Source organism: Klebsiella sp. KE9456, from assembly GCF_043832615.1.
In the GTDB taxonomy this organism is placed as follows: Bacteria; Pseudomonadota; Gammaproteobacteria; order Enterobacterales; family Enterobacteriaceae; genus Klebsiella; species Klebsiella indica.
In genome coordinates this window covers 1-17,763 of the sequence record NZ_JBDYQK010000043.1, presented here as the reverse complement: position 1 = coordinate 17,763, position 17,763 = coordinate 1, and the positions used below count along the sequence as shown (strand labels likewise).

The window sequence follows — 17,763 nt, the reverse complement described above, 5'->3', positions numbered from 1 at the left end:
TCTCGACCCGCCCTCTGGCCGCCGTCCTGGCGGCCAGTCCTGGATGCGCGCCTGCGTTCTCGCCAGGTTTCCTTGATGCGCCCAACCCCCATGCGGTGAGTCCGTTATTCGTCAGGGGCTTTTCAGAAGCTGAAAATCATAAAAAAAGTTATATCCTTTATATTTCAGCCCGTATCAGCTCAGTAAGCGAACCAACCGAATCAGATTTTCGTTTAAACCACCGATTAACGGAACCGCTCAACAAATCGTAACCCAGGTAAATCCCCCTGAACTGACCACCGCCAGCAACATCAACTAGCTTTCGCTCACCGCATCAGGGCGCTGAAAACGACGCAGTTCGCGCAGCAATCCCACCAGCACGATGCCAACAATCACCAGCGCCCAGCCGCTGACGCTCGCTGAAGCCACCGGCGTCAGAATCGCGCCGAGACCGCCAAGCAGCGCCGCGCCTATCGCATCGCCGGTCACGTTCTGCGCAGTCCACAAACCGTTGATCCGGCCAAGCATATTTTCCGGGGTTTGGGTTTGAATCAACGTATATTGCAGCAGCGAGCTTATCGCGCTCAGCCAGCCGAATAACGCCAGACACAGCGCCCCCAGTTCCCACACCGGCATCAGGCTAAACAGCGCAATCGCGGCAAAAGAACCCACGGTTGTCGCCAGCATCAGCACGCCAGGCTTTGCCGTCTGCGCCAGTTGTCCACTGGTCAACGCCCCCAGCGCCGCGCCCAGAGGAATCGCGGCATACAGCAGGCCAATCTGCGACGCCGACATCTGCCAGCTTCCGGCCAGCGCCGGATAGAGCACGCGAACCGCGCTGGCCATCGTCAACAAACCGCCCAATAGCGCGATGCCGCCAATAAGCGGACTATTGAAGAGGAATCTCAGCCCCGACTGCAATGATTTTAACGGGTGCTCCCGCGGCTGCGGCGGTGGGGCCAGCAGCGGTAAGCGCAGCAGCGTTAAGGTCGTGATAAAGGTGCCGATCGCCGCCAGGCCATAGTTCCAGGCAACGCCGCCGCTCGCCAGCAGCAGGCCGCCAATCATCGGTGAAATCACCGAGCCCAGGCGCACCGTTAGCATGGTGATCGCCCCCGCCTGCATCAGGTTTTCCCGTCCGACCAGCGCCGGGGTCGCCGCCAGCAGCGCGGTCACGCCAATGGATGCAAAAAGGCCGTCCCAGATCCCCAACAGATAGATAGCGATTAGCGACGGCTCCGGCAGCATGGCGTTCAGGCACAGGCCGACAAAGCCAATACCGCAGGTACCCCGCGCCAGCAGGATCAAACGCTTGCGCTCATAGCGATCGGCCAGTACGCCGCCAACCATCAGACCGACAAACATTGAGCCGCCGGTTAAGGTCACTGACAGCCCCACCTGCCAGGTTGAGTGGGTCATCATCTGAATTTGCACCGGGATCGCCACGCCCAGCAGGCCAAGGGACAAAATGGAGATAAAACGAGCGATAAAGACGGCGCGAAAGGCCGGATGAGTTTTCAGCAAGCTGAGGTTCAGCAGCCAGGATTGTCGGTTCATGACAGCGCCTTGTTATTATTTTCCATACCATTTTTAGGGGTGCACATGCTAACATAACCGGATAAAATCGATAACGATAATTGCTATCATTATCAAGTCAGGGATGTATGCCATGCCGTCTTCCACGACTACGGTACGCGCCTTTGCCGTGCCGGGTCTTTTAATCATTTTAATCATTGCGATTGCACTCAGCCTGCTGATTGGCGCCAAACCGCTGCCGTTCAGCGTCGTCGTTGATGCCTTCACCGGAACCTGCCAGAGCGCGGATTGCACCATCGTCCTTGACGCCCGACTGCCGCGAACGCTCGCCGGGCTGCTGGCCGGCGCCGCGCTGGGTCTGGCCGGCGCGCTGATGCAAACACTCACCCGCAATCCGCTGGCGGACCCGGGAATTCTGGGCGTCAACTCTGGTGCAAGTTTCGCTATCGTGCTGGGCGCGGCGCTGTTTGGTATCTCTTCGCCGCAGGAACAACTGCTGATGGCCTTTAGCGGCGCCTTTGCCGCCTCGCTGCTGGTGGCTTTTACCGGTAGCCAGGGCGGCGGCCAGCTGAGTCCGGTTCGCCTGACGCTGGCGGGCGTTGCACTGGCGGCGGTGCTGGAAGGGCTTTCCAGCGGCATCGCGCTGCTGAACCCCGACGTCTACGATCAGTTACGCTTCTGGCAGGCCGGGTCGCTGGATGTGCGCACGCTGCAAACCCTGAAAATCGTGCTGATCCCGGTCATTATCGCTGGTCTGGTCACCTTGCTGCTGAGCCGGGCATTAAATAGCCTGAGCCTCGGCAACGATACCGCAACCGCGCTGGGCAGTCGGGTCGCCCGCACCCAGCTAATCGGTCTGCTGGCGATTACCGTCCTGTGCGGCAGCGCCACGGCGGTGGTCGGGCCGATCGCGTTTATCGGCCTGATGATGCCGCATATGGCCCGCTGGCTGGTCGGTGCCGATCATCGTTGGTCGCTACCGGTTACCCTACTGGCGACGCCTGCCCTGCTACTGTTTGCCGATATACTTGGCCGTCTGCTGGTTCCCGGCGAATTACGGGTATCGGTAGTGAGCGCCTTTATCGGCGCGCCGGTCCTGATCTGGCTGGTGCGCCGCCAGCCGCGTGGAGGTACGATGTGATTGCGCCTTCTCGTCGCCTGATTTTTAGCTGCCTGCTGCTGTTCGTCGCCAGCGTACTGATCTCCTTGTGGGGGCTCGGAACCGGTCTGGTGCCGTTAAGTGTTAACCAGGTCATTTCCGCCCTGCTCGGCGATGCGCCGCGCAATGTCGCCCTTGTCGTTACCCAATGGCGTCTGCCGCGCGTGCTGATGGCGCTGCTTATCGGCGCCGCGCTCGGCGTCAGCGGCGCGATTTTTCAGTCGTTGACCCGCAACCCGTTGGGCAGCCCGGACGTCATGGGTTTTAACACCGGGGCCTGGAGCGGCGTACTGATCGCGATGGTGTTCTTCGGCCAGAACCTGACGGCCATCTCAATGGCGGCAATGATCGGCGGTATCCTCACCGCGCTGGTGGTCTGGCTGCTGGCCTGGCGCAACGGCATTGAGACCTTTCGCCTGATTATTATCGGTATCGGCATTCGCGCCATGCTGGTGGCATTCAATACCTGGCTGCTGTTACGCGCCTCGCTTGAAACCGCGCTCTCCGCCGGATTATGGTATGCCGGTTCCCTTAACGGCCTGACGTGGGGCAAAACCTGGCCCTCCGCGCCGCTGATCCTGCTGATGCTTATCTGCGGCGCGCTGCTGGCGCGACGTATGCGGCTGCTGGAGATGGGCGACGATACCGCCTGCGCGCTGGGCGTGCGGGTTGAGCGTTCACGGCTGCTGATGATGCTGGTTGGGGTGCTGCTTACCGCCGCCGCCACCGCGCTTGCCGGACCGATTTCGTTTATTGCGCTGGTGGCCCCGCATATCGCGCGCCGTCTTAGCGGTACCGCGCGCTGGGGGCTAACCCAGGCGGCGCTGTGCGGCGCCCTGCTGCTGGCGCTATCCGACTACTGTGCTCAGCGTCTGTTTATGCCTTATCAGTTACCGGTAGGGGTAGTGACCGTCAGCCTTGGCGGTATCTACCTTATCGCGTTATTAATTCAGGAGTCCCGCAAAAAATGACCGCTATAGCTTCCCGTTTGCGCGGCGACCAGTTGACGCTGGCGTACGGCAAAAAGACCATCGCTGAATCGCTGAGCGTCACCATTCCTGACGGGCACTTTACCGCCATTATTGGTCCCAACGGCTGCGGTAAATCGACGCTGCTACGAACCCTCAGCCGTCTGATGACGCCAGTCAGCGGTCATGTTTATCTTGATGGTGAGCAGATCCAGCATTACGCCAGTAAAGAGGTCGCCAAACGTATTGGTCTGCTGGCGCAGAACGCCACCACGCCGGGCGATATCACCGTTCAGGAGCTGGTCGCCCGCGGGCGCTATCCGCACCAGCCGCTGTTTACCCGCTGGCGTAAAGAAGATGAAGAGGCGGTCAGCAAGGCAATGAAAGCCACGGGGATCACTGAGCTTGCGCTGCAAAGCGTCGATACCCTCTCCGGCGGCCAGCGCCAGCGGGCGTGGATTGCCATGGTGCTGGCTCAGGAGACAGCGATTATGCTGCTGGATGAGCCGACCACCTGGCTCGATATCAGCCATCAGATCGATCTGCTTGAACTGCTTAGCGAGTTGAATCAGAAAAAAGGATATACCCTGGCCGCAGTCCTGCACGACCTGAACCAGGCCTGCCGCTACGCCACCCATTTGATTGCCCTGCGCGACGGCAAAATTGTCGCCGAAGGCGCGCCGAGGGAGATTGTCAGCGCCGAACTGATCGAGAAGGTTTATGGATTGCGCTGTACGATCATTGACGATCCGGTCGCCCATACGCCGCTGGTGGTGCCGCTGGGGCGACGTTAAACTGGCGTTCACGGACTCGCCCGGTGGCGCTACACTACGCTTACCGGGCCTACGGTTTCCCATAATTTGGTAGATCGGGTAAGCGCTACCCCAGAATCTCCCTGAGCACCGGACCAATCGCTTCAAAAGCCTGCGGGGAGATAATATCCACATGCGCGCAATCCTGGCTAAACACCTCCAGCTCACCGACCCACGGCCCCCAGACCACCAGCGGGTCCATGCCTCGCTGACGGGTTTTCTCCGCCACAAACAGCGTCGCCTTGCCGTCAAACTTCGCGCTGTGAGCGGTGGTTAACAGGCGCACCGCATCGGCGTAGTTGCCTTCGATAACGCTGAACAGCTCGCCGGAAGCCTGCCCCTGCCGGGCAGCAAGAAATGCCTCACGTTCCCGCGCAATCTCCGCCAGCACGTCAGGATCCAGACCGTTAGCCTCTTTTTCCGCCCAGTTCTGCGTTTCCGGCGGCCAGGTATCCAGCAGCCCCAGGAACGCCACCGCTTCCCCGCGCTGGCGTAAGCGGGCGGCAATCCCCTGCGCCAGCGTACCGCCGAGCGAATAACCACACAGATAATAGGGACCATGCGGCTGCTGCTGAAGTAAGGTTTGCAGATGATGTTCGCAGACCGCATCCAGATCCGCCGCCGTCGCCATCGGCCCCTGCGGTCGCGGTGACTGAATGCCGGTAATCGACCAGCGCGGGCTTAAATAGCGTGCCAGCACGCTGAACTGCCAGGCGAAACCGGAAGCCGGATGGAAGCAGAACAGCGTCGGGCCGCTGCTCTCGCGCAGCGGCAGGATCGCGTCGAAGCCCAGACGCTGAGCCTGCTCATCGCTAAGATCGGATGCCAGCAGCGCGCTCAGCTTGCCGACGGTAGAAGCAACCATCACCTGTCCCGGCGTCACCTCCCGCGCCAGCTCGCGGCTCAACAGCGCCGCCAGGCGCATCGCCAGCAGCGAATGGCCGCCAAGCGCGAAGAAATCGGCGTCGATATCATTCACTTCGCAGCCCAGTAACTGGCTGAATGCCGACGCGACGCTGGTTTCTACTCCCGGCTCCGGCGGACGACCGCCGCGTTCACCGTTCAGCGCTGGTAACGGCAGCGCTTTGCGATCCAGCTTACCGTTGGCGCTGAGCGGCAGTTCAGGCAGTTGAATCAGCGCCACCGGCACCATATGCGGCGGCAACTGTTCGCCAAGTCGCGCTTTTAACGCCGCGGTATCCAGCGGCAGGCCCGATTCAGAAACCAGATAACCCACCAGTTGACGGGCATCGCCGCCGGTGGCTGCGGCCTGGTTGAAGATGCAGGCATGCGTCACCGCCTGTTCTACATCCGGCAGCGCCGACATAAGCCGGTCGATTTCACCGAGTTCAATACGCTGACCACGAATTTTCAGTTGGTCGTCGCTGCGCCCAAGATATTCAACCGCGCCATTATCCAGCCAGCGGGCCACGTCACCGGTGCGATACATGCGCTCGCCCGGCGCGTAAGGATCGGCAATAAAGCGGCTGGCGGTTAAATCGGCACGCCCCAGATACCCTTGCGCCAGTTGAATGCCGGTCAGATAGAGATCCCCCGCCACGCCAGGCGGCACCGGGCACAGTGAAGCATCCAGAACCCGCAATCCGGTATTCCACACCGGCCAGCCGATCGGCACGCTGGTACCGGTCACCGCCGCCAGTTCAGGCCCGCAGGCCGGATACCAGCTTACGTCCACCGCCGCTTCCGTCGGGCCGTACAGATTATGCAACGGCGCTCCGGTTAACCTCTCCCATTCCCGGCATAACGCCGTCGGCAGCGCTTCTCCGCTGCAGAATACCCGACGCAGGGTTTTACAGGAGTCGACGTTTTCCGCATCCAGCGAAGCGACGAATGCCGCCAGCATCGATGGTACAAAGTGCGTGGTGGTCACCCCATAGCGGGCAAAAAACCGCTGCATCGCCAGCGGGTCGCGATGGGCTTCCGGCTCGGCCATAACCAGTTGCGCGCCGGCAATAAACGGCCACCAGAACTCCCATACCGAGACATCAAAACTGCACGGCGTTTTCTGCGCCACCACATCGTCAGCGGAGAGCGGATAGTGATCCTGCATCCACAGCAGGCGGTTAACGATGGCGGTTTGCCCGACCATCACCCCTTTCGGCCTCCCGGTAGAGCCGGAAGTGAAGATGATATACGCGGTATGCCGGGGCTGAGAGAGCGCCAGCGGTGCAGCATCGCCCGCCGCCAGCGGCTGCTGATAGCACAGGCTTTGCAGGCCGGGAATATCGCTAAAGCGCGCCAGTTGATCCTCAGAGGTAATCAGTAATGACGGACGGGCGTCTTCCAGCATCATCCTCAGACGATCGTCGGGATAACCGGTATCCAGCGGTAGCCACGCGGCTCCGGCTTCAACAATACCGTGTAGCGCCAGAGTCAGAAACACGGAACGCGGCAGCGTCACCGCCACGCTATCGCCCGGTTTGACGCCACGCGCGCGCAGCAATTCAGCCAGCGCCACCACCTGCTGACGCATCTCGCGATAGCTAAACTGCCAGCGGGCATCTGCCAGCGCAGGCGCATCCGGGGTCTTTTCCGCCTGCTTCGCAACCAGCGCGCTCAGCGTGGTCTCGGGGAGCGCAATAGCGGTATTATTCACCTGCCGCAACCGCGCCGTTTCCTCTGTGGACAGCATATTCGCTTCGCCACAGCGCAGATCCGGGTTCTCCGCAAACTGGCTCAACAACAGGGATAATCTGGCGATATGCCCGCGTAGCGTCGGTTCATCATAACGCTGTTTATTAGCCAGAATCTCCAGCGACAGGCCGCCCGCTTCATCCGGGAATAGCGCCAGCTCAAGGTCATTCACCGGGCCGGTGGCCAGGGTATGCGTCACCGTCTGCACGCCGTCAATGTCGAGCTGGTAGTCAAAGACTTTAATATTGAGCACCGGACCAAACAGCGGTTCATCGCCCGCCGCCTTACCGCTGTCGCGAACGATCTGTTCAGCGTCATAGCGCTGATGACGGCGCATTTTCTTCAGTTGCCCGGCGAGACGCGTTGCCAGTTCCGGCAGCGTGTCCCCGGCGTCAATATTGACCGCCAGCGGCAGGACATTCAGCACCGGCCCCGTGGCGGTTAGCGCCACCGAGCCCATCCGGCGCATAAAAATAAAGCCCGCGGCGTACGCCATTCGGCTGCATAGCCTCCCCAGCCACAGAGTCGTCAGCGCCAGCGCCAGGTCCGCACGCTGGCACTGCGGCGCGCTCGCCGCCAGGCGGTTGAAGGCGTCAGCATCAACCTCCAGCTTCATTCGCCAGATATCGGTGCTGGTCGCCCGCCCGGCTAAAGGCGCGGCTGAGAGAGAGGCCGGAGGCGGCAGGGCTTCACGCTGCTCCTGCCAGAACTGTTTGTCGCGCTGCCAGGCATCGCTGCCGTAATAGCGCTGATACTCTTCCACCACGTCGGCAAAGGGGGTAAACGGCGAAGCGGGCGTCTCTTCGCCACGTCGCCAGGCACGATAAATCGCGACGATCTGGCGGGTAATCGCCGGAAAACTGAAACCATCGACCAGTAAATGATGATAACGCTGATACCAGTACCAGCGAGTCTCTCCCACCCTCAGCAGTTGATGGCAGACCAGCGGATTACCACCGTCCACGCGCAAGTTCTGCCCGAGGTCGGCCTGCATTCGCGCCAGCGCGGCGGCATGCGGGTCACTCTCCCCACGCAGGTCCTGATACTCCGGTTCGGCAAACTCGCGGCTTTCGTCGACCCACTGCCAGGCTTCGCCATTATCTTCAGTAAAACGCATGCTCAGGGTGTCAGCCTGCGACAACCCGATGACGATCGCCCGTCCGAGCAGAGCCGGATCAATATCGCCGCGCAGCTCGACGTAGTGGGCGACGCTCCAGGCGCCGGGCAGCGTCGAAAGGCGCTCGGCCATCCAGATCCCTGGCTGTGCCGCCACCAGCGGTAAACGCGTGCTCATCATTGGCTCCTCAGATCGCATGGTGCGCGGGGGTAAGGGTTGACCAGTTTGCCATCAGCCAGCGGTTACATGCATCGACTGACTGCGGCGGGCACGCCACCGCCCAGCCTTCCGGCAGCGCGCAGTGATGCGGCCACAGGCTGTAGTGCTGCTGGTCATTGCGCAGAATGTAAAACTGCCCTTGCGGATCATCGAAGGGGTTACTGAATTGCATGTCAAATTCCTCGTAAAACGTGCTTCGCTACTCTTCGCGGCATAAAGGTTGCCATAGCTGGATAAGTCCCGCCGTCAGCCCGCCGCGCCAGCAAAGCGCATCATGCCCGCCGTCAACCTGACGCCAGAAAACAGATTGCGGTTCCAGATGCGCAAGAAGCGCCTGGTTCGCGCGAAAGATGATGGGTTCGCGAACACCGGCTTCCAGCCAGATTCGCAACCCTTGAGGATGGAGTTCGCCGCGGCTTAAGCGCTCGATCAGTACTCCCGTCTGCGCGCCGCCGCGATGGGGCCACCAGTAGGAACCGGACTGGCTGAGCACGCAGCCAAAACGTTGCGGCCAGTAGAGCGCGGCGAACATTGCCGCCAGGCCGCCGAAGCTCTGGCCAGCCACCACGGTGCGATCCGCGCGATCGCTAAAGGGCGTTGTCTGGCGCACCAGCGGCAGCAACTCTTCCTGAACAGCCAGCCAGAACGCTTCATTGCAGGGAAGCTCCTCGGCACGGTGCTGGTTATCAATCACGTCAATGAGCAGATAAACCGCCTGCGGAAGCCGCTTTTCACGAGTCAGGCCCGCCAGCGGCGACCAGACCGGCATACTTTCAGCCCAGAACTGTCCATCAAGCAGGATCGCCAGCGGGCGCGCTTGCGGGTGTGCTGCGCCAGTGGCGTAAATCCATATTCGTCGCGTATTGCCAAGACGCTGACTCTGCCACTCAATGCAGACCGGCGGCTGATATGATTCATCGCTCAGCGCCCAGCCCGGCTGTTCCGGCGCATCAGGAAGCGCCAGCGCAGAGACGGCATGGCCGCGTCCTCCCTTCCAGCTTTGCGGGTTTAGCGGATCGGCAATCGCCTGCGGCAGCAGCTTGCGCCAGCCTTCGCGCAGCAGCGTGCGGTCCGGACTCTCGCCGTTAAAAAGCTGAGGGGAAAAGTCATCATCACTCTCAGAGGGAACAAAGCAGTAACTGCCGCGCCAGCCGGGAGAAAGCGTTGTTTGCCAGAACCAGGCATCGGTACCTGGAAGGCGCTGTAACGTTTGTGGCGGCGAGTTTTTATGATGGTCAGTGACACCCGTGATATAGATCCACACCTTTTGAGTTGGCGAAGACATTTCGTCGCCTGCCGGATCGCGCCACCAGAACGTCACCCGATACGCGCCATCAATGGCCTCTATTTGCGGACCGGAGAGGCTCTGCCACCAGCCATCGCTTCCTCTCTTATGCATTCACCAACCTTATGTTTATCGTGACATTTATCAACAAACGTATCAATAAACGCAATATTTATTGATAATATTATTGATAACCATTTCCATTTGCAATAGCGTATTAGCGCGCTGTGGGAAGCGCGTCTTTCAAATTAAACATGTCAGAGATGGCTAATTTAGAGCCAGGTCCAGCAGGCATTATTGTTGCCGGCTGTTTGCTCATGGACAGCGCGCAGAGCGCGAGCACAGCCTTGAGTCTAACAGGCCAATAACTATACCTGAGGACCGGGATCTTAGTCAGCGATGGAGTGCCTTTGCCCTCTACTGACGACATTGGCACCACCACGCCTCCGGACGGGAAGGATTTTCCGGGGGAGGTGGCGACGAAAAGCAGGATGTACAATGAATAACAGGATCAAATCTCTGGCCTTGCTGGTCAATCTGGGTATCTATGGGGTCGCCTTTCCGCTGAGCGCGGCGGAAGTGACCTCGGATAGCAAAACAACAACCTCTGATGAAACTATGGTGGTTACCGCTGCCGAGCAGAACCTTCAGGCTCCGGGCGTATCAACCATTACCGCCGATGAAATTCGTAAAAATCCGCCTGCCCGTGATATCTCGGAAATAATCCGCACCATGCCGGGCGTCAATCTGACCGGTAACTCCACCAGCGGCCAGCGCGGCAACAATCGCCAGATTGATATTCGCGGTATGGGCCCGGAAAATACCTTGATCCTGGTTGACGGAAAACCGGTTACCAGCCGCAACTCCGTGCGTCTCGGCTGGCGCGGCGAACGCGATACCCGTGGCGATACCGGCTGGGTGCCGCCGGAAATGATCGAGCGTATTGAAGTTATTCGCGGCCCGGCCGCCGCCCGTTACGGTAATGGCGCGGCGGGCGGCGTCGTCAATATCATCACCAAGAAAGGCGGCGATGAGTGGCACGGTTCATGGGATACCTATTTCAACGTTCCGGAACATAAAGACGAAGGCGCCACTAAGCGCACCAACTTTAGCCTTAGCGGCCCGCTGGGCGGCGACTTCAGCTTCCGCCTGTACGGCAACCTCGATAAAACGCAGGCCGACGCCTGGGATATCAACAAGGGACATCAGTCTGAGCGTACCGGCATTTATGCTGACACTCTCCCCGCCGGGCGTGAAGGGGTGATTAATAAAGATATTAACGGCACGGTGCGCTGGGACTTCGCCCCGATGCAGTCCATTGAGCTGGAAGCGGGCTATAGCCGTCAGGGCAACCTCTACTCTGGCGATACGCAAAACACCAACAGTAACGATCTGGTGAAAAAGAACTACGGTAAAGAGACTAACCGCCTTTATCGCAACAACTACTCCCTGACCTGGAACGGCGCCTGGGATAACGGCATCACCACCAGTAACTGGGCGCAGTATGAACGTACCCGTAACTCGCGGACGCCTGAAGGTCTGGCGGGCGGTACTGAAGGGATCTTTGACCCGAATTCCACGCAAAAATATATTGATGCCGATCTGAACGATGTCACGCTGCACAGTGAAGTGAGCATACCGTTCGATCTGCTGGTGAACCAGAACCTGACTCTGGGTACTGAGTGGAACCAGCAACGGATGAAGGATAAATCCTCTAATACCCAAACCTTTTTGGGCGGAGATATCCCAGGCTACGATAGCGCTGGTCGCAGTCCATACTCAAAAGCAAAAATTTTCTCTCTGTTTGCTGAGAACAACATGGAGTTAACCGACACTACCATGTTGACCCCGGCACTGCGCTTCGATCACCACAGTATCGTCGGCAATAACTGGAGCCCATCGCTGAACTTGTCCCAGGGACTTTGGGATGACTTCACGTTAAAAATGGGTATCGCCCGCGCCTATAAAGCGCCAAGCCTGTTTCAAACCAACCCCAACTACATTCTGTACAGTAAAGGCCAGGGCTGCTATGCGAGCCAGGGTGGCTGCTACCTACAGGGTAATGATAATCTGAAAGCCGAAACCAGCATCAACAAAGAGATCGGCCTCGAATTTAAACGCGACGGCTGGCTGGCAGGCGTGACCTGGTTCCGCAACGACTATCGTGACAAGATTGAAGCAGGTTATGCGCCTGTTTATACCAACAGTAACGGTACCGATCTCTACAAGTGGGAAAACGTGCCGAAAGCAGTGGTTGAAGGTCTGGAAGGCACCCTGAACGTTCCTGTGAGCGAAACGGTTAACTGGACCAACAACATCACTTACATGTTAAAGAGTAAGAATAAAACTACCGGCGATCGTCTGTCGATTATTCCCGAATACACGCTGAACTCAACCCTGAGCTGGCAAGTACATCAGGATGTTTCTCTGCAGTCGACCTTTACCTGGTATGGTAAGCAGCAGCCGAAGAAATATAACTACAAAGGTCAACCCGTCACAGGTAGCGAGAAAGACGTGGTTAGCCCATACAGCATTCTCGGCCTGAGCGCGACCTGGGATGTTACGAAAAACGTCAGCCTGACCGGCGGCGTGGATAACGTCTTCGATAAGCGCCACTGGCGTGCCGGTAACGCGCAAACCACAGGCGGTAACAAGGGTTATATGTATGGCGCAGGCGCGTACACCTATAACGAACCTGGCCGTACCTGGTATATGAGTGTCAATACCCACTTCTGATTGCTTGTCTGAATCCCCCGCCCTCTTCCCATAGAGGGCGGAAGGGAGAATCTGCTAACATCACGCAATGCAAATCAATCACTCGATCATTCAACTTGCCGGTCACTCGCTTCAGCGGGTAGATTTCGACCCGGCGACCTTTCAGCCAGCGGATTTACTGTGGTTGCCTCATCACGCCCGGTTAACCGACTGCGCCCGTAAACGTCAGACCGAGCATCTTGCCGGGCGCATTGCCGCAGTTTATGCGCTGCGGGAAGTGGGGGAAAAATGTGTCCCGGCGATTGGCGACCGGCGTCAGCCGCTGTGGCCAGCGCCGTGGTACGGAAGCATCAGCCACTGCGAACATAGCGCGCTGGCGGTGGTCTCAGATCAACCGGTCGGTATTGATATCGAACGGATACTCTCGCCCTCTCTGGCAGCCGAACTGGAAAGCAGCATCATCAATACGGCGGAAAAAAAAGTGCTGGAAGCCAGCGGCCTGCCGCCAGAACTGGCGCTGACGCTGGCGTTTTCGGCGAAAGAAAGTGGGTTTAAGGCGTGGTCATCTCATGCTCTGTCCTTCCCGGGTTTTCATAGCGCCCAGGTAATATCAGCCTCTCCAGCGACACTCCATTTGCAGCTAAATACTGACTTCTCTCCTTTATTAAATAAATTTACTATAAAAATTAATTACTTAAAAATAGACCACCATATCATTACCTGTACTTTACCCCGTTATAAATCGTGATCTCTTTCTCCTTTTAAAAAATTAACGGTTTAAACCATAGACACTTCCACAACTCAGCTTTATCGTTACTATGAATAATAAATCATTATTGAATAAATATTCAATGTGGAGAAAAACGATGAAAGTTACCTTTGTTAAATCCGTCCTGTTCGCTTCAATGATTGCCGCATCCAGTTCACTGTGTGCCGCCGACAACGGCCTGATTGCCATTATTACCCCCTCTCATGACAACCCATTCTTTAAAGCTGAGGCTGATGGCGCAGCGGAAAAAGCGAAAGAGTTGGGTTACAGCACACTCATTGCCTCCCATGACGATGATGTGAATAAACAAAACCAATTAATTGAAACCGCCATCGCCCGCAAAGCAAAGGCCATTATTCTTGATAATGCCGGCGCTGATGCCACCGTTGGGCCACTGGAAAAAGCAAAGGAGGCTGGCGTTCCGGCATTTCTTATCGATCGCGAAATCAATAAAACGGGTATCGCGGTGGCACAAATCGTTTCGAACAACTATCAAGGTGCGCAAATTGGCGCGGAAAAATTCGCCGCGTTGCTCAACGGTAAAGGTAAATATGTCGAGCTGCTTGGCCGTCAATCGGACACCAATGCCAGCGTTCGCTCTCAGGGCTATCACGACATACTTGATGACTATCCGGATATGAAAATGGTGGCGCAACAAACAGCTAACTGGAGCCAGACGGAAGCTTTTACTCGAATGGAAGCCATATTACAAACCAATCCAGACATCGTTGGCGTGATTTCCGGCAACGACACAATGGCGCTGGGCGCGGAGGCCGCACTGAAAGCCGCCGGCAAGAAAGATGTCATTATTGTTGGCTTTGACGGCAGTGATTATACCCGTGATTCCATTATCAATAAGGGCAATATCAAAGCTACCGTATTGCAACCCGGCTGGAAGCAGGCACAGATGGCCGTTGAACAGGCCGACTTTTTTCTGAAAAACGGCAAAGCGCAAAAAGAAGAAAAACAGTTAATGGACTGCATTCTTATTGATGATTCCAATGCCAGCAAACTGAATAAGTTTAACCTCAGCGAGTAAGGTGAAACGCTATGTCTTTTAAACAATGGGGGGCCGCACTGTTAGGGTGCGCCGCTCTGTTGCTGACGGCCTGCACTGTGGTTGATCTGGATGACAATGGCAAACCGATCTTGCCTGCCGATCCTAATGCGAAACAAAGCTTCGATAATCTGTCACCACAGCAGATCGCACAACAAACCTGGAAAACACGAGTTATTGATACCGCAAGTCAGCATTCCCTGGACATGAATGCACTGGAGAATCAACTGGCGTCATCAAGAAGTACGCCAGCCAGTTTTTTTGTGCGTCTGAACGCTACTGTTCTCGACGTTGATATTAGCAACACGCGTGAACAAAAACTTATTTTCAACATTAACGGACGTCCCCTCGCCATTCAGGTTGGACCGGTAATACGGGGTAATGCTATTCGTGATGCCACTGGCTTCAAATTTGAAGATTTCACTAACCAGGTTCAGTTTGCCCAGCTTTCACGGGCCTATAACCGGGAGGCGGTTAAACAATTACCTAAAATTGATTCTGAATGGGTCGGCAAGAAGATCAGTGTGCTATTCGCGGTGACATTAAGCAATGGAACAGCTCAGGATGCCGCTGCGCTTGCACTGAAACAGGAGACACCGTAATGAGCGATATTCCTGCTGAAGATATAATTTTGCATACAAAAGGCATTTCAATGCTGTTTCCCGGTACGGTGGCGCTGGACAATGTTGACTACAACGTTTGGCGCGGCAAGGTTAACGTTATTATCGGTGAAAATGGTGCCGGAAAATCAACGCTGATGAAAATCCTTGCTGGCGTACAACAGCCGAGCCTGGGGGAAATAGTGCTCAATGGAAAATCGGTACATTTTTCCAGTACCCGTGAAGCCGCGCTTCACGGTATCGGCATGGTGCATCAGGAATTAAACCTGTTTGAAAATCTGAGCGTAGCCGAGAATATTTTTCTTGGTCGTGAACTGCAAAAAGGTATTGCGCCAATTAACGAAGCAGAGCAGGAAAAGCGTGCCGTCGAGCTATTAAAACGCCTCGATCAACCCATCTCTCCCAAAGAACTGGTCGGAAATCTCAAAGTCGGTCAGCAACAGTTGATAGAGATAGCCAAAGCACTGGCAGAAGATGCAGACATACTGATTCTGGATGAGCCGACATCTGCACTGAGTAAGACCGAAGTCGACATTCTGTTTCGCGTGATCCGTGAACTAACCCGCCAGGGGGTGACAATTATTTATATTTCGCACCGTCTGGAGGAACTGATGACTATCGGCGACGTCATCACTATTCTGCGAGACGGCAAATTCCAGTCAGAAGCAAAAGTCTCTGATATTGACGTCCCATGGATTGTTCGTGAAATGTTAGGCAGCGATCCTGTCAGTAATTTCCTCGAACATGGACGGACTTTTGGCGCGCCTTTACTCGAAGCTGAGCATATTACCTGTGTTAATGCGGCCGGAAATAAAGTGGTGAATGATGTTAGCTTTAAAGTTCACACAGGCGAAATTGTCGGTATTTATGGCCTCATGGGCGCGGGCCGAACCGAGTTATTTGAATGCATGCTTGGCACCGAACGTAACTATTTCGGCAAATTATGGTTAGACAGTAAACCGGTGCCACAACGCTTAACTCCCGCCGATCGTATACGTATGGGAATGAGCCTGGTACCGGAAGATCGTAAGCGTACCGGCATCTTCCCAGTTTCCTCCGTCGCCAATAATTTGACAATTGCCAGCTTGTGGCGACGGCTGCGGCGGGGACTAACCATCGCAAATAAAGAAGAAGAAACCGTCGTAGCCAGCACCATCGGCAACCTGTCGATTAAAGTTTCTTCACCGGAAGTGGAAATTCAGGCGCTGAGCGGCGGTAACCAGCAGAAAGTGGTTATTGGTCGCTCACTGTTAACAAACCCCAAAGTCCTGTTCCTCGACGAACCGACTCGCGGCATTGATATCGGTGCGAAAGCAGACGTATTTCGCATGATGGTGCAGCTTTCACAACAAGGCATAGCAGTTGTCTTCTCTACTTCCGATCTCAAAGAAATTATGGCGGTTTCTGACCGTATTCTGGTGATGTCCGGCGGCAAGTTAACCGCCGATATTGCCCGCGAACGGGCAGAAGAATCCGCACTGGTTACAGCTAGCGCTCAGGGGTTTTGAGATGAAAACGACACAAACCGCGGCCTTAGCTCCGCGCCGCGGGGCTTCACTGTCCCGCGAAAACATTTTCCTGCTTTTACTTAAACTGCGTACCTTTATCGCACTGTTTTTAATTGTGGGTTTCTTTACCATGACGGTTCCCGGATTTTTATCCGCGGGTAGTATGGTTATCATGATTAAACATATCGCCATTAATGCTTTCCTGGCACTAGGGATTACTTTCGTCATCATTACCGCAGGTATCGACCTTTCAATCGGCGCAACGCTGGGTTTATGCGGGATGATCGCCGGATGGTTGATTACTAAAGGGATCGTATTGCCGATGTTCGGTATCGCCATTTTCCCCAGCGTGTGGTTGATTGTTCCTGTCGTGTTACTTATTGGGGCATTCATTGGCGCCGTGAATGGCTGGATTATCACCCGCTATAATGTGGCCCCTTTTATCTGCACTCTCGGCACCATGTATGTTCTGCGCGGCGCGGCGATGTTGACATCAGATGGTCAGACTTTTCCCGGTCTGGCGGGCAATCCCCAGCTCGGAAATACAGGCTTTGATGAAATTGGCTCAGGTTCGCTATTTGGTATTCCGTGGGCGATCTGGATGATGATCGTACTGGCGTTAGTTATTGCCTATATCGCACGCCGGTTACCATTTGGTCGCCATGTTTATGCTATTGGCGATAACGAGAGAGCCGCAGAACTCTCAGGGGTAAAAGTCAAACAGGTTAAAGTGCTGGTTTATACTCTCTCCGGTTTTTGCGCCGCTATCGCCGGGATTGTCGTTTCCGCTCAGCTTCTGGCCAGTCATCCAGCTAATGGTACAGCCTTTGAAATGAACGCCATTGCTGCCGTTGTCCTCGGCGGGACATCTCTGGCAGGAGGACGCGGGACCATTCTGGGTACCCTAATCGGTGCCTTTGTTATCGGCTTTCTCGCCGACGGGCTGGTGATGATGGGCGTCAGCGAATTCTGGCAAATGGTGATTAAAGGCATCGTAATTATCGTCGCAGTGATTATCGATCAGATGCAAAACCGTATGCAGCAGAAGGCAGCAGTAGTCGCGCAAAAAGCCGTTATGGAAGGTCAGTAAAACGGCTGACTCAGTCAACGCCCCACCAGCATAACAAGTGGCTTTAACCCGGCCACTTGTTATGCCCGGAACGCAGGACAGGCATAGATTTTGATGATCTCTTTGATTGTACTAATAAACTAATGAGATCACAGCTATGCCCGCCCGTAAGGTGTATTAGTCGCGACTTGATCTGACACATGGCCTTGAAAGGTTGAGAGTTACCGGTTTTGATATGGGTGTCGAATCCTTATACAAAACACGAGGTAACTCTCATGCTTCATACTACCAATCC

The 17,763-nt window shown here is 56.2% G+C and carries 14 protein-coding genes; 10 read left to right on the top strand and 4 right to left on the bottom strand.

Annotated features, from left to right (window positions below; genetic code table 11):
* A partial coding sequence (locus ABK821_RS24730) for a hypothetical protein (protein ID WP_395034200.1) occupies nucleotides 1-251 on the top strand: 251 nt, incomplete at its 5' end.
* 43 nt (nucleotides 252-294) lie between these two features.
* Here the strand turns inward: ABK821_RS24730 and entS are convergent.
* Complete coding sequence (entS, locus tag ABK821_RS24725) at nucleotides 295-1,536, bottom strand: enterobactin transporter EntS (RefSeq protein WP_138360029.1); 1,242 nt, start codon at nucleotides 1,534-1,536, stop codon at nucleotides 295-297.
* A 112-nt stretch (nucleotides 1,537-1,648) separates the two neighbouring features.
* Between entS and fepD the strand changes: the two genes are divergently transcribed.
* Genes fepD through fepC form a run of 3 tightly spaced genes read left to right on the top strand, consistent with a single transcriptional unit; the run spans nucleotide 1,649 to nucleotide 4,436 of the window.
* Nucleotides 1,649-2,656 carry a Fe(3+)-siderophore ABC transporter permease gene (fepD, locus tag ABK821_RS24720; protein WP_138360030.1) on the top strand — a complete coding sequence of 336 codons (1,008 nt, stop codon included), beginning with the start codon at nucleotides 1,649-1,651 and terminating at the stop codon, nucleotides 2,654-2,656.
* Complete coding sequence (gene fepG, locus ABK821_RS24715) at nucleotides 2,653-3,645, top strand: iron-enterobactin ABC transporter permease (protein ID WP_171034831.1); 993 nt, start codon at nucleotides 2,653-2,655, stop codon at nucleotides 3,643-3,645. Before fepD ends, fepG begins: the two co-directional genes overlap by 4 nt.
* Entirely contained in the window at nucleotides 3,642-4,436 is a 795-nt protein-coding gene (gene fepC / locus ABK821_RS24710; protein WP_138360031.1) for an iron-enterobactin ABC transporter ATP-binding protein, read from the top strand. The genes fepG and fepC overlap by 4 nt, the downstream gene beginning before the upstream one ends.
* 85 nt (nucleotides 4,437-4,521) lie before the next feature.
* Here fepC and entF read toward each other — a convergent pair whose 3' ends face one another.
* From entF to fes, 3 genes are read right to left on the bottom strand one after another with little or no spacing between them, the layout of a single operon-like run.
* Nucleotides 4,522-8,403, bottom strand: a complete 3,882-nt coding sequence (entF, locus tag ABK821_RS24705; RefSeq protein WP_343178826.1) for an enterobactin non-ribosomal peptide synthetase EntF — start codon at nucleotides 8,401-8,403, stop codon at nucleotides 4,522-4,524.
* Between the two features lie 10 nt (nucleotides 8,404-8,413).
* Nucleotides 8,414-8,617, bottom strand: a complete 204-nt coding sequence (locus ABK821_RS24700) for an MbtH family protein (RefSeq protein WP_138360033.1) — start codon at nucleotides 8,615-8,617, stop codon at nucleotides 8,414-8,416.
* Between the two features lie 27 nt (nucleotides 8,618-8,644).
* Entirely contained in the window at nucleotides 8,645-9,844 is a 1,200-nt protein-coding gene (fes, locus tag ABK821_RS24695; RefSeq protein ID WP_138360034.1) for an enterochelin esterase, read from the bottom strand.
* Between the two features lie 384 nt (nucleotides 9,845-10,228).
* Here fes and ABK821_RS24690 point away from each other — a divergent pair, with 384 nt between their 5' ends.
* The 6 genes from ABK821_RS24690 to ABK821_RS24665 all read left to right on the top strand — a co-directional run bounded on the left by ABK821_RS24690 (nucleotide 10,229) and on the right by ABK821_RS24665 (nucleotide 17,489).
* Complete coding sequence (locus tag ABK821_RS24690) at nucleotides 10,229-12,466, top strand: TonB-dependent siderophore receptor (RefSeq protein WP_138360035.1); 2,238 nt, start codon at nucleotides 10,229-10,231, stop codon at nucleotides 12,464-12,466.
* Nucleotides 12,467-12,533: 67 nt separating this feature from the next.
* Nucleotides 12,534-13,193 carry an enterobactin synthase subunit EntD gene (gene entD / locus ABK821_RS24685; protein ID WP_343178827.1) on the top strand — a complete coding sequence of 220 codons (660 nt, stop codon included), beginning with the start codon at nucleotides 12,534-12,536 and terminating at the stop codon, nucleotides 13,191-13,193.
* Between the two features lie 118 nt (nucleotides 13,194-13,311).
* The gene (locus ABK821_RS24680) at nucleotides 13,312-14,253 is read left to right on the top strand and encodes a D-ribose ABC transporter substrate-binding protein (protein WP_138360037.1); all 942 of its coding nucleotides are present in this window, start codon (nucleotides 13,312-13,314) and stop codon (nucleotides 14,251-14,253) included.
* Between the two features lie 11 nt (nucleotides 14,254-14,264).
* On the top strand, nucleotides 14,265-14,873 hold the full coding sequence (locus tag ABK821_RS24675) for a DUF2291 family protein (protein ID WP_138360038.1): 609 nt from the start codon (nucleotides 14,265-14,267) through the stop codon (nucleotides 14,871-14,873).
* Nucleotides 14,873-16,399: a sugar ABC transporter ATP-binding protein gene (locus ABK821_RS24670; protein ID WP_343178828.1), complete on the top strand. Its 1,527-nt coding sequence runs from the start codon at nucleotides 14,873-14,875 to the stop codon at nucleotides 16,397-16,399. The genes ABK821_RS24675 and ABK821_RS24670 overlap by 1 nt, the downstream gene beginning before the upstream one ends.
* Before the next feature lies 1 nt (nucleotide 16,400).
* A complete protein-coding gene (locus tag ABK821_RS24665) occupies nucleotides 16,401-17,489 on the top strand; it encodes an ABC transporter permease (RefSeq protein ID WP_138359034.1) in 1,089 nt (362 codons plus the stop codon).
* The last annotated feature ends 274 nt before the right edge of the window (nucleotides 17,490-17,763 follow it).

What these genes read in the sequence shown, in the direction of transcription:
- ABK821_RS24675 (WP_138360038.1), top strand. Translation starts at nt 14,265, where the DNA reads ATGTCTTTTAAACAATGGGGGGCCGCACTGTTAGGGTGCGCCGCTCTG.
- entS (WP_138360029.1), bottom strand. Translation starts at nt 1,536, where the DNA reads ATGAACCGACAATCCTGGCTGCTGAACCTCAGCTTGCTGAAAACTCAT.
- ABK821_RS24680 (WP_138360037.1), top strand. Translation starts at nt 13,312, where the DNA reads ATGAAAGTTACCTTTGTTAAATCCGTCCTGTTCGCTTCAATGATTGCC.
- ABK821_RS24670 (WP_343178828.1), top strand. Translation starts at nt 14,873, where the DNA reads ATGAGCGATATTCCTGCTGAAGATATAATTTTGCATACAAAAGGCATT.
- entF (WP_343178826.1), bottom strand. Translation starts at nt 8,403, where the DNA reads ATGAGCACGCGTTTACCGCTGGTGGCGGCACAGCCAGGGATCTGGATG.
- ABK821_RS24665 (WP_138359034.1), top strand. Translation starts at nt 16,401, where the DNA reads ATGAAAACGACACAAACCGCGGCCTTAGCTCCGCGCCGCGGGGCTTCA.
- fes (WP_138360034.1), bottom strand. Translation starts at nt 9,844, where the DNA reads ATGCATAAGAGAGGAAGCGATGGCTGGTGGCAGAGCCTCTCCGGTCCG.
- entD (WP_343178827.1), top strand. Translation starts at nt 12,534, where the DNA reads ATGCAAATCAATCACTCGATCATTCAACTTGCCGGTCACTCGCTTCAG.
- ABK821_RS24700 (WP_138360033.1), bottom strand. Translation starts at nt 8,617, where the DNA reads ATGCAATTCAGTAACCCCTTCGATGATCCGCAAGGGCAGTTTTACATT.
- fepD (WP_138360030.1), top strand. Translation starts at nt 1,649, where the DNA reads ATGCCGTCTTCCACGACTACGGTACGCGCCTTTGCCGTGCCGGGTCTT.
- fepC (WP_138360031.1), top strand. Translation starts at nt 3,642, where the DNA reads ATGACCGCTATAGCTTCCCGTTTGCGCGGCGACCAGTTGACGCTGGCG.
- ABK821_RS24690 (WP_138360035.1), top strand. Translation starts at nt 10,229, where the DNA reads ATGAATAACAGGATCAAATCTCTGGCCTTGCTGGTCAATCTGGGTATC.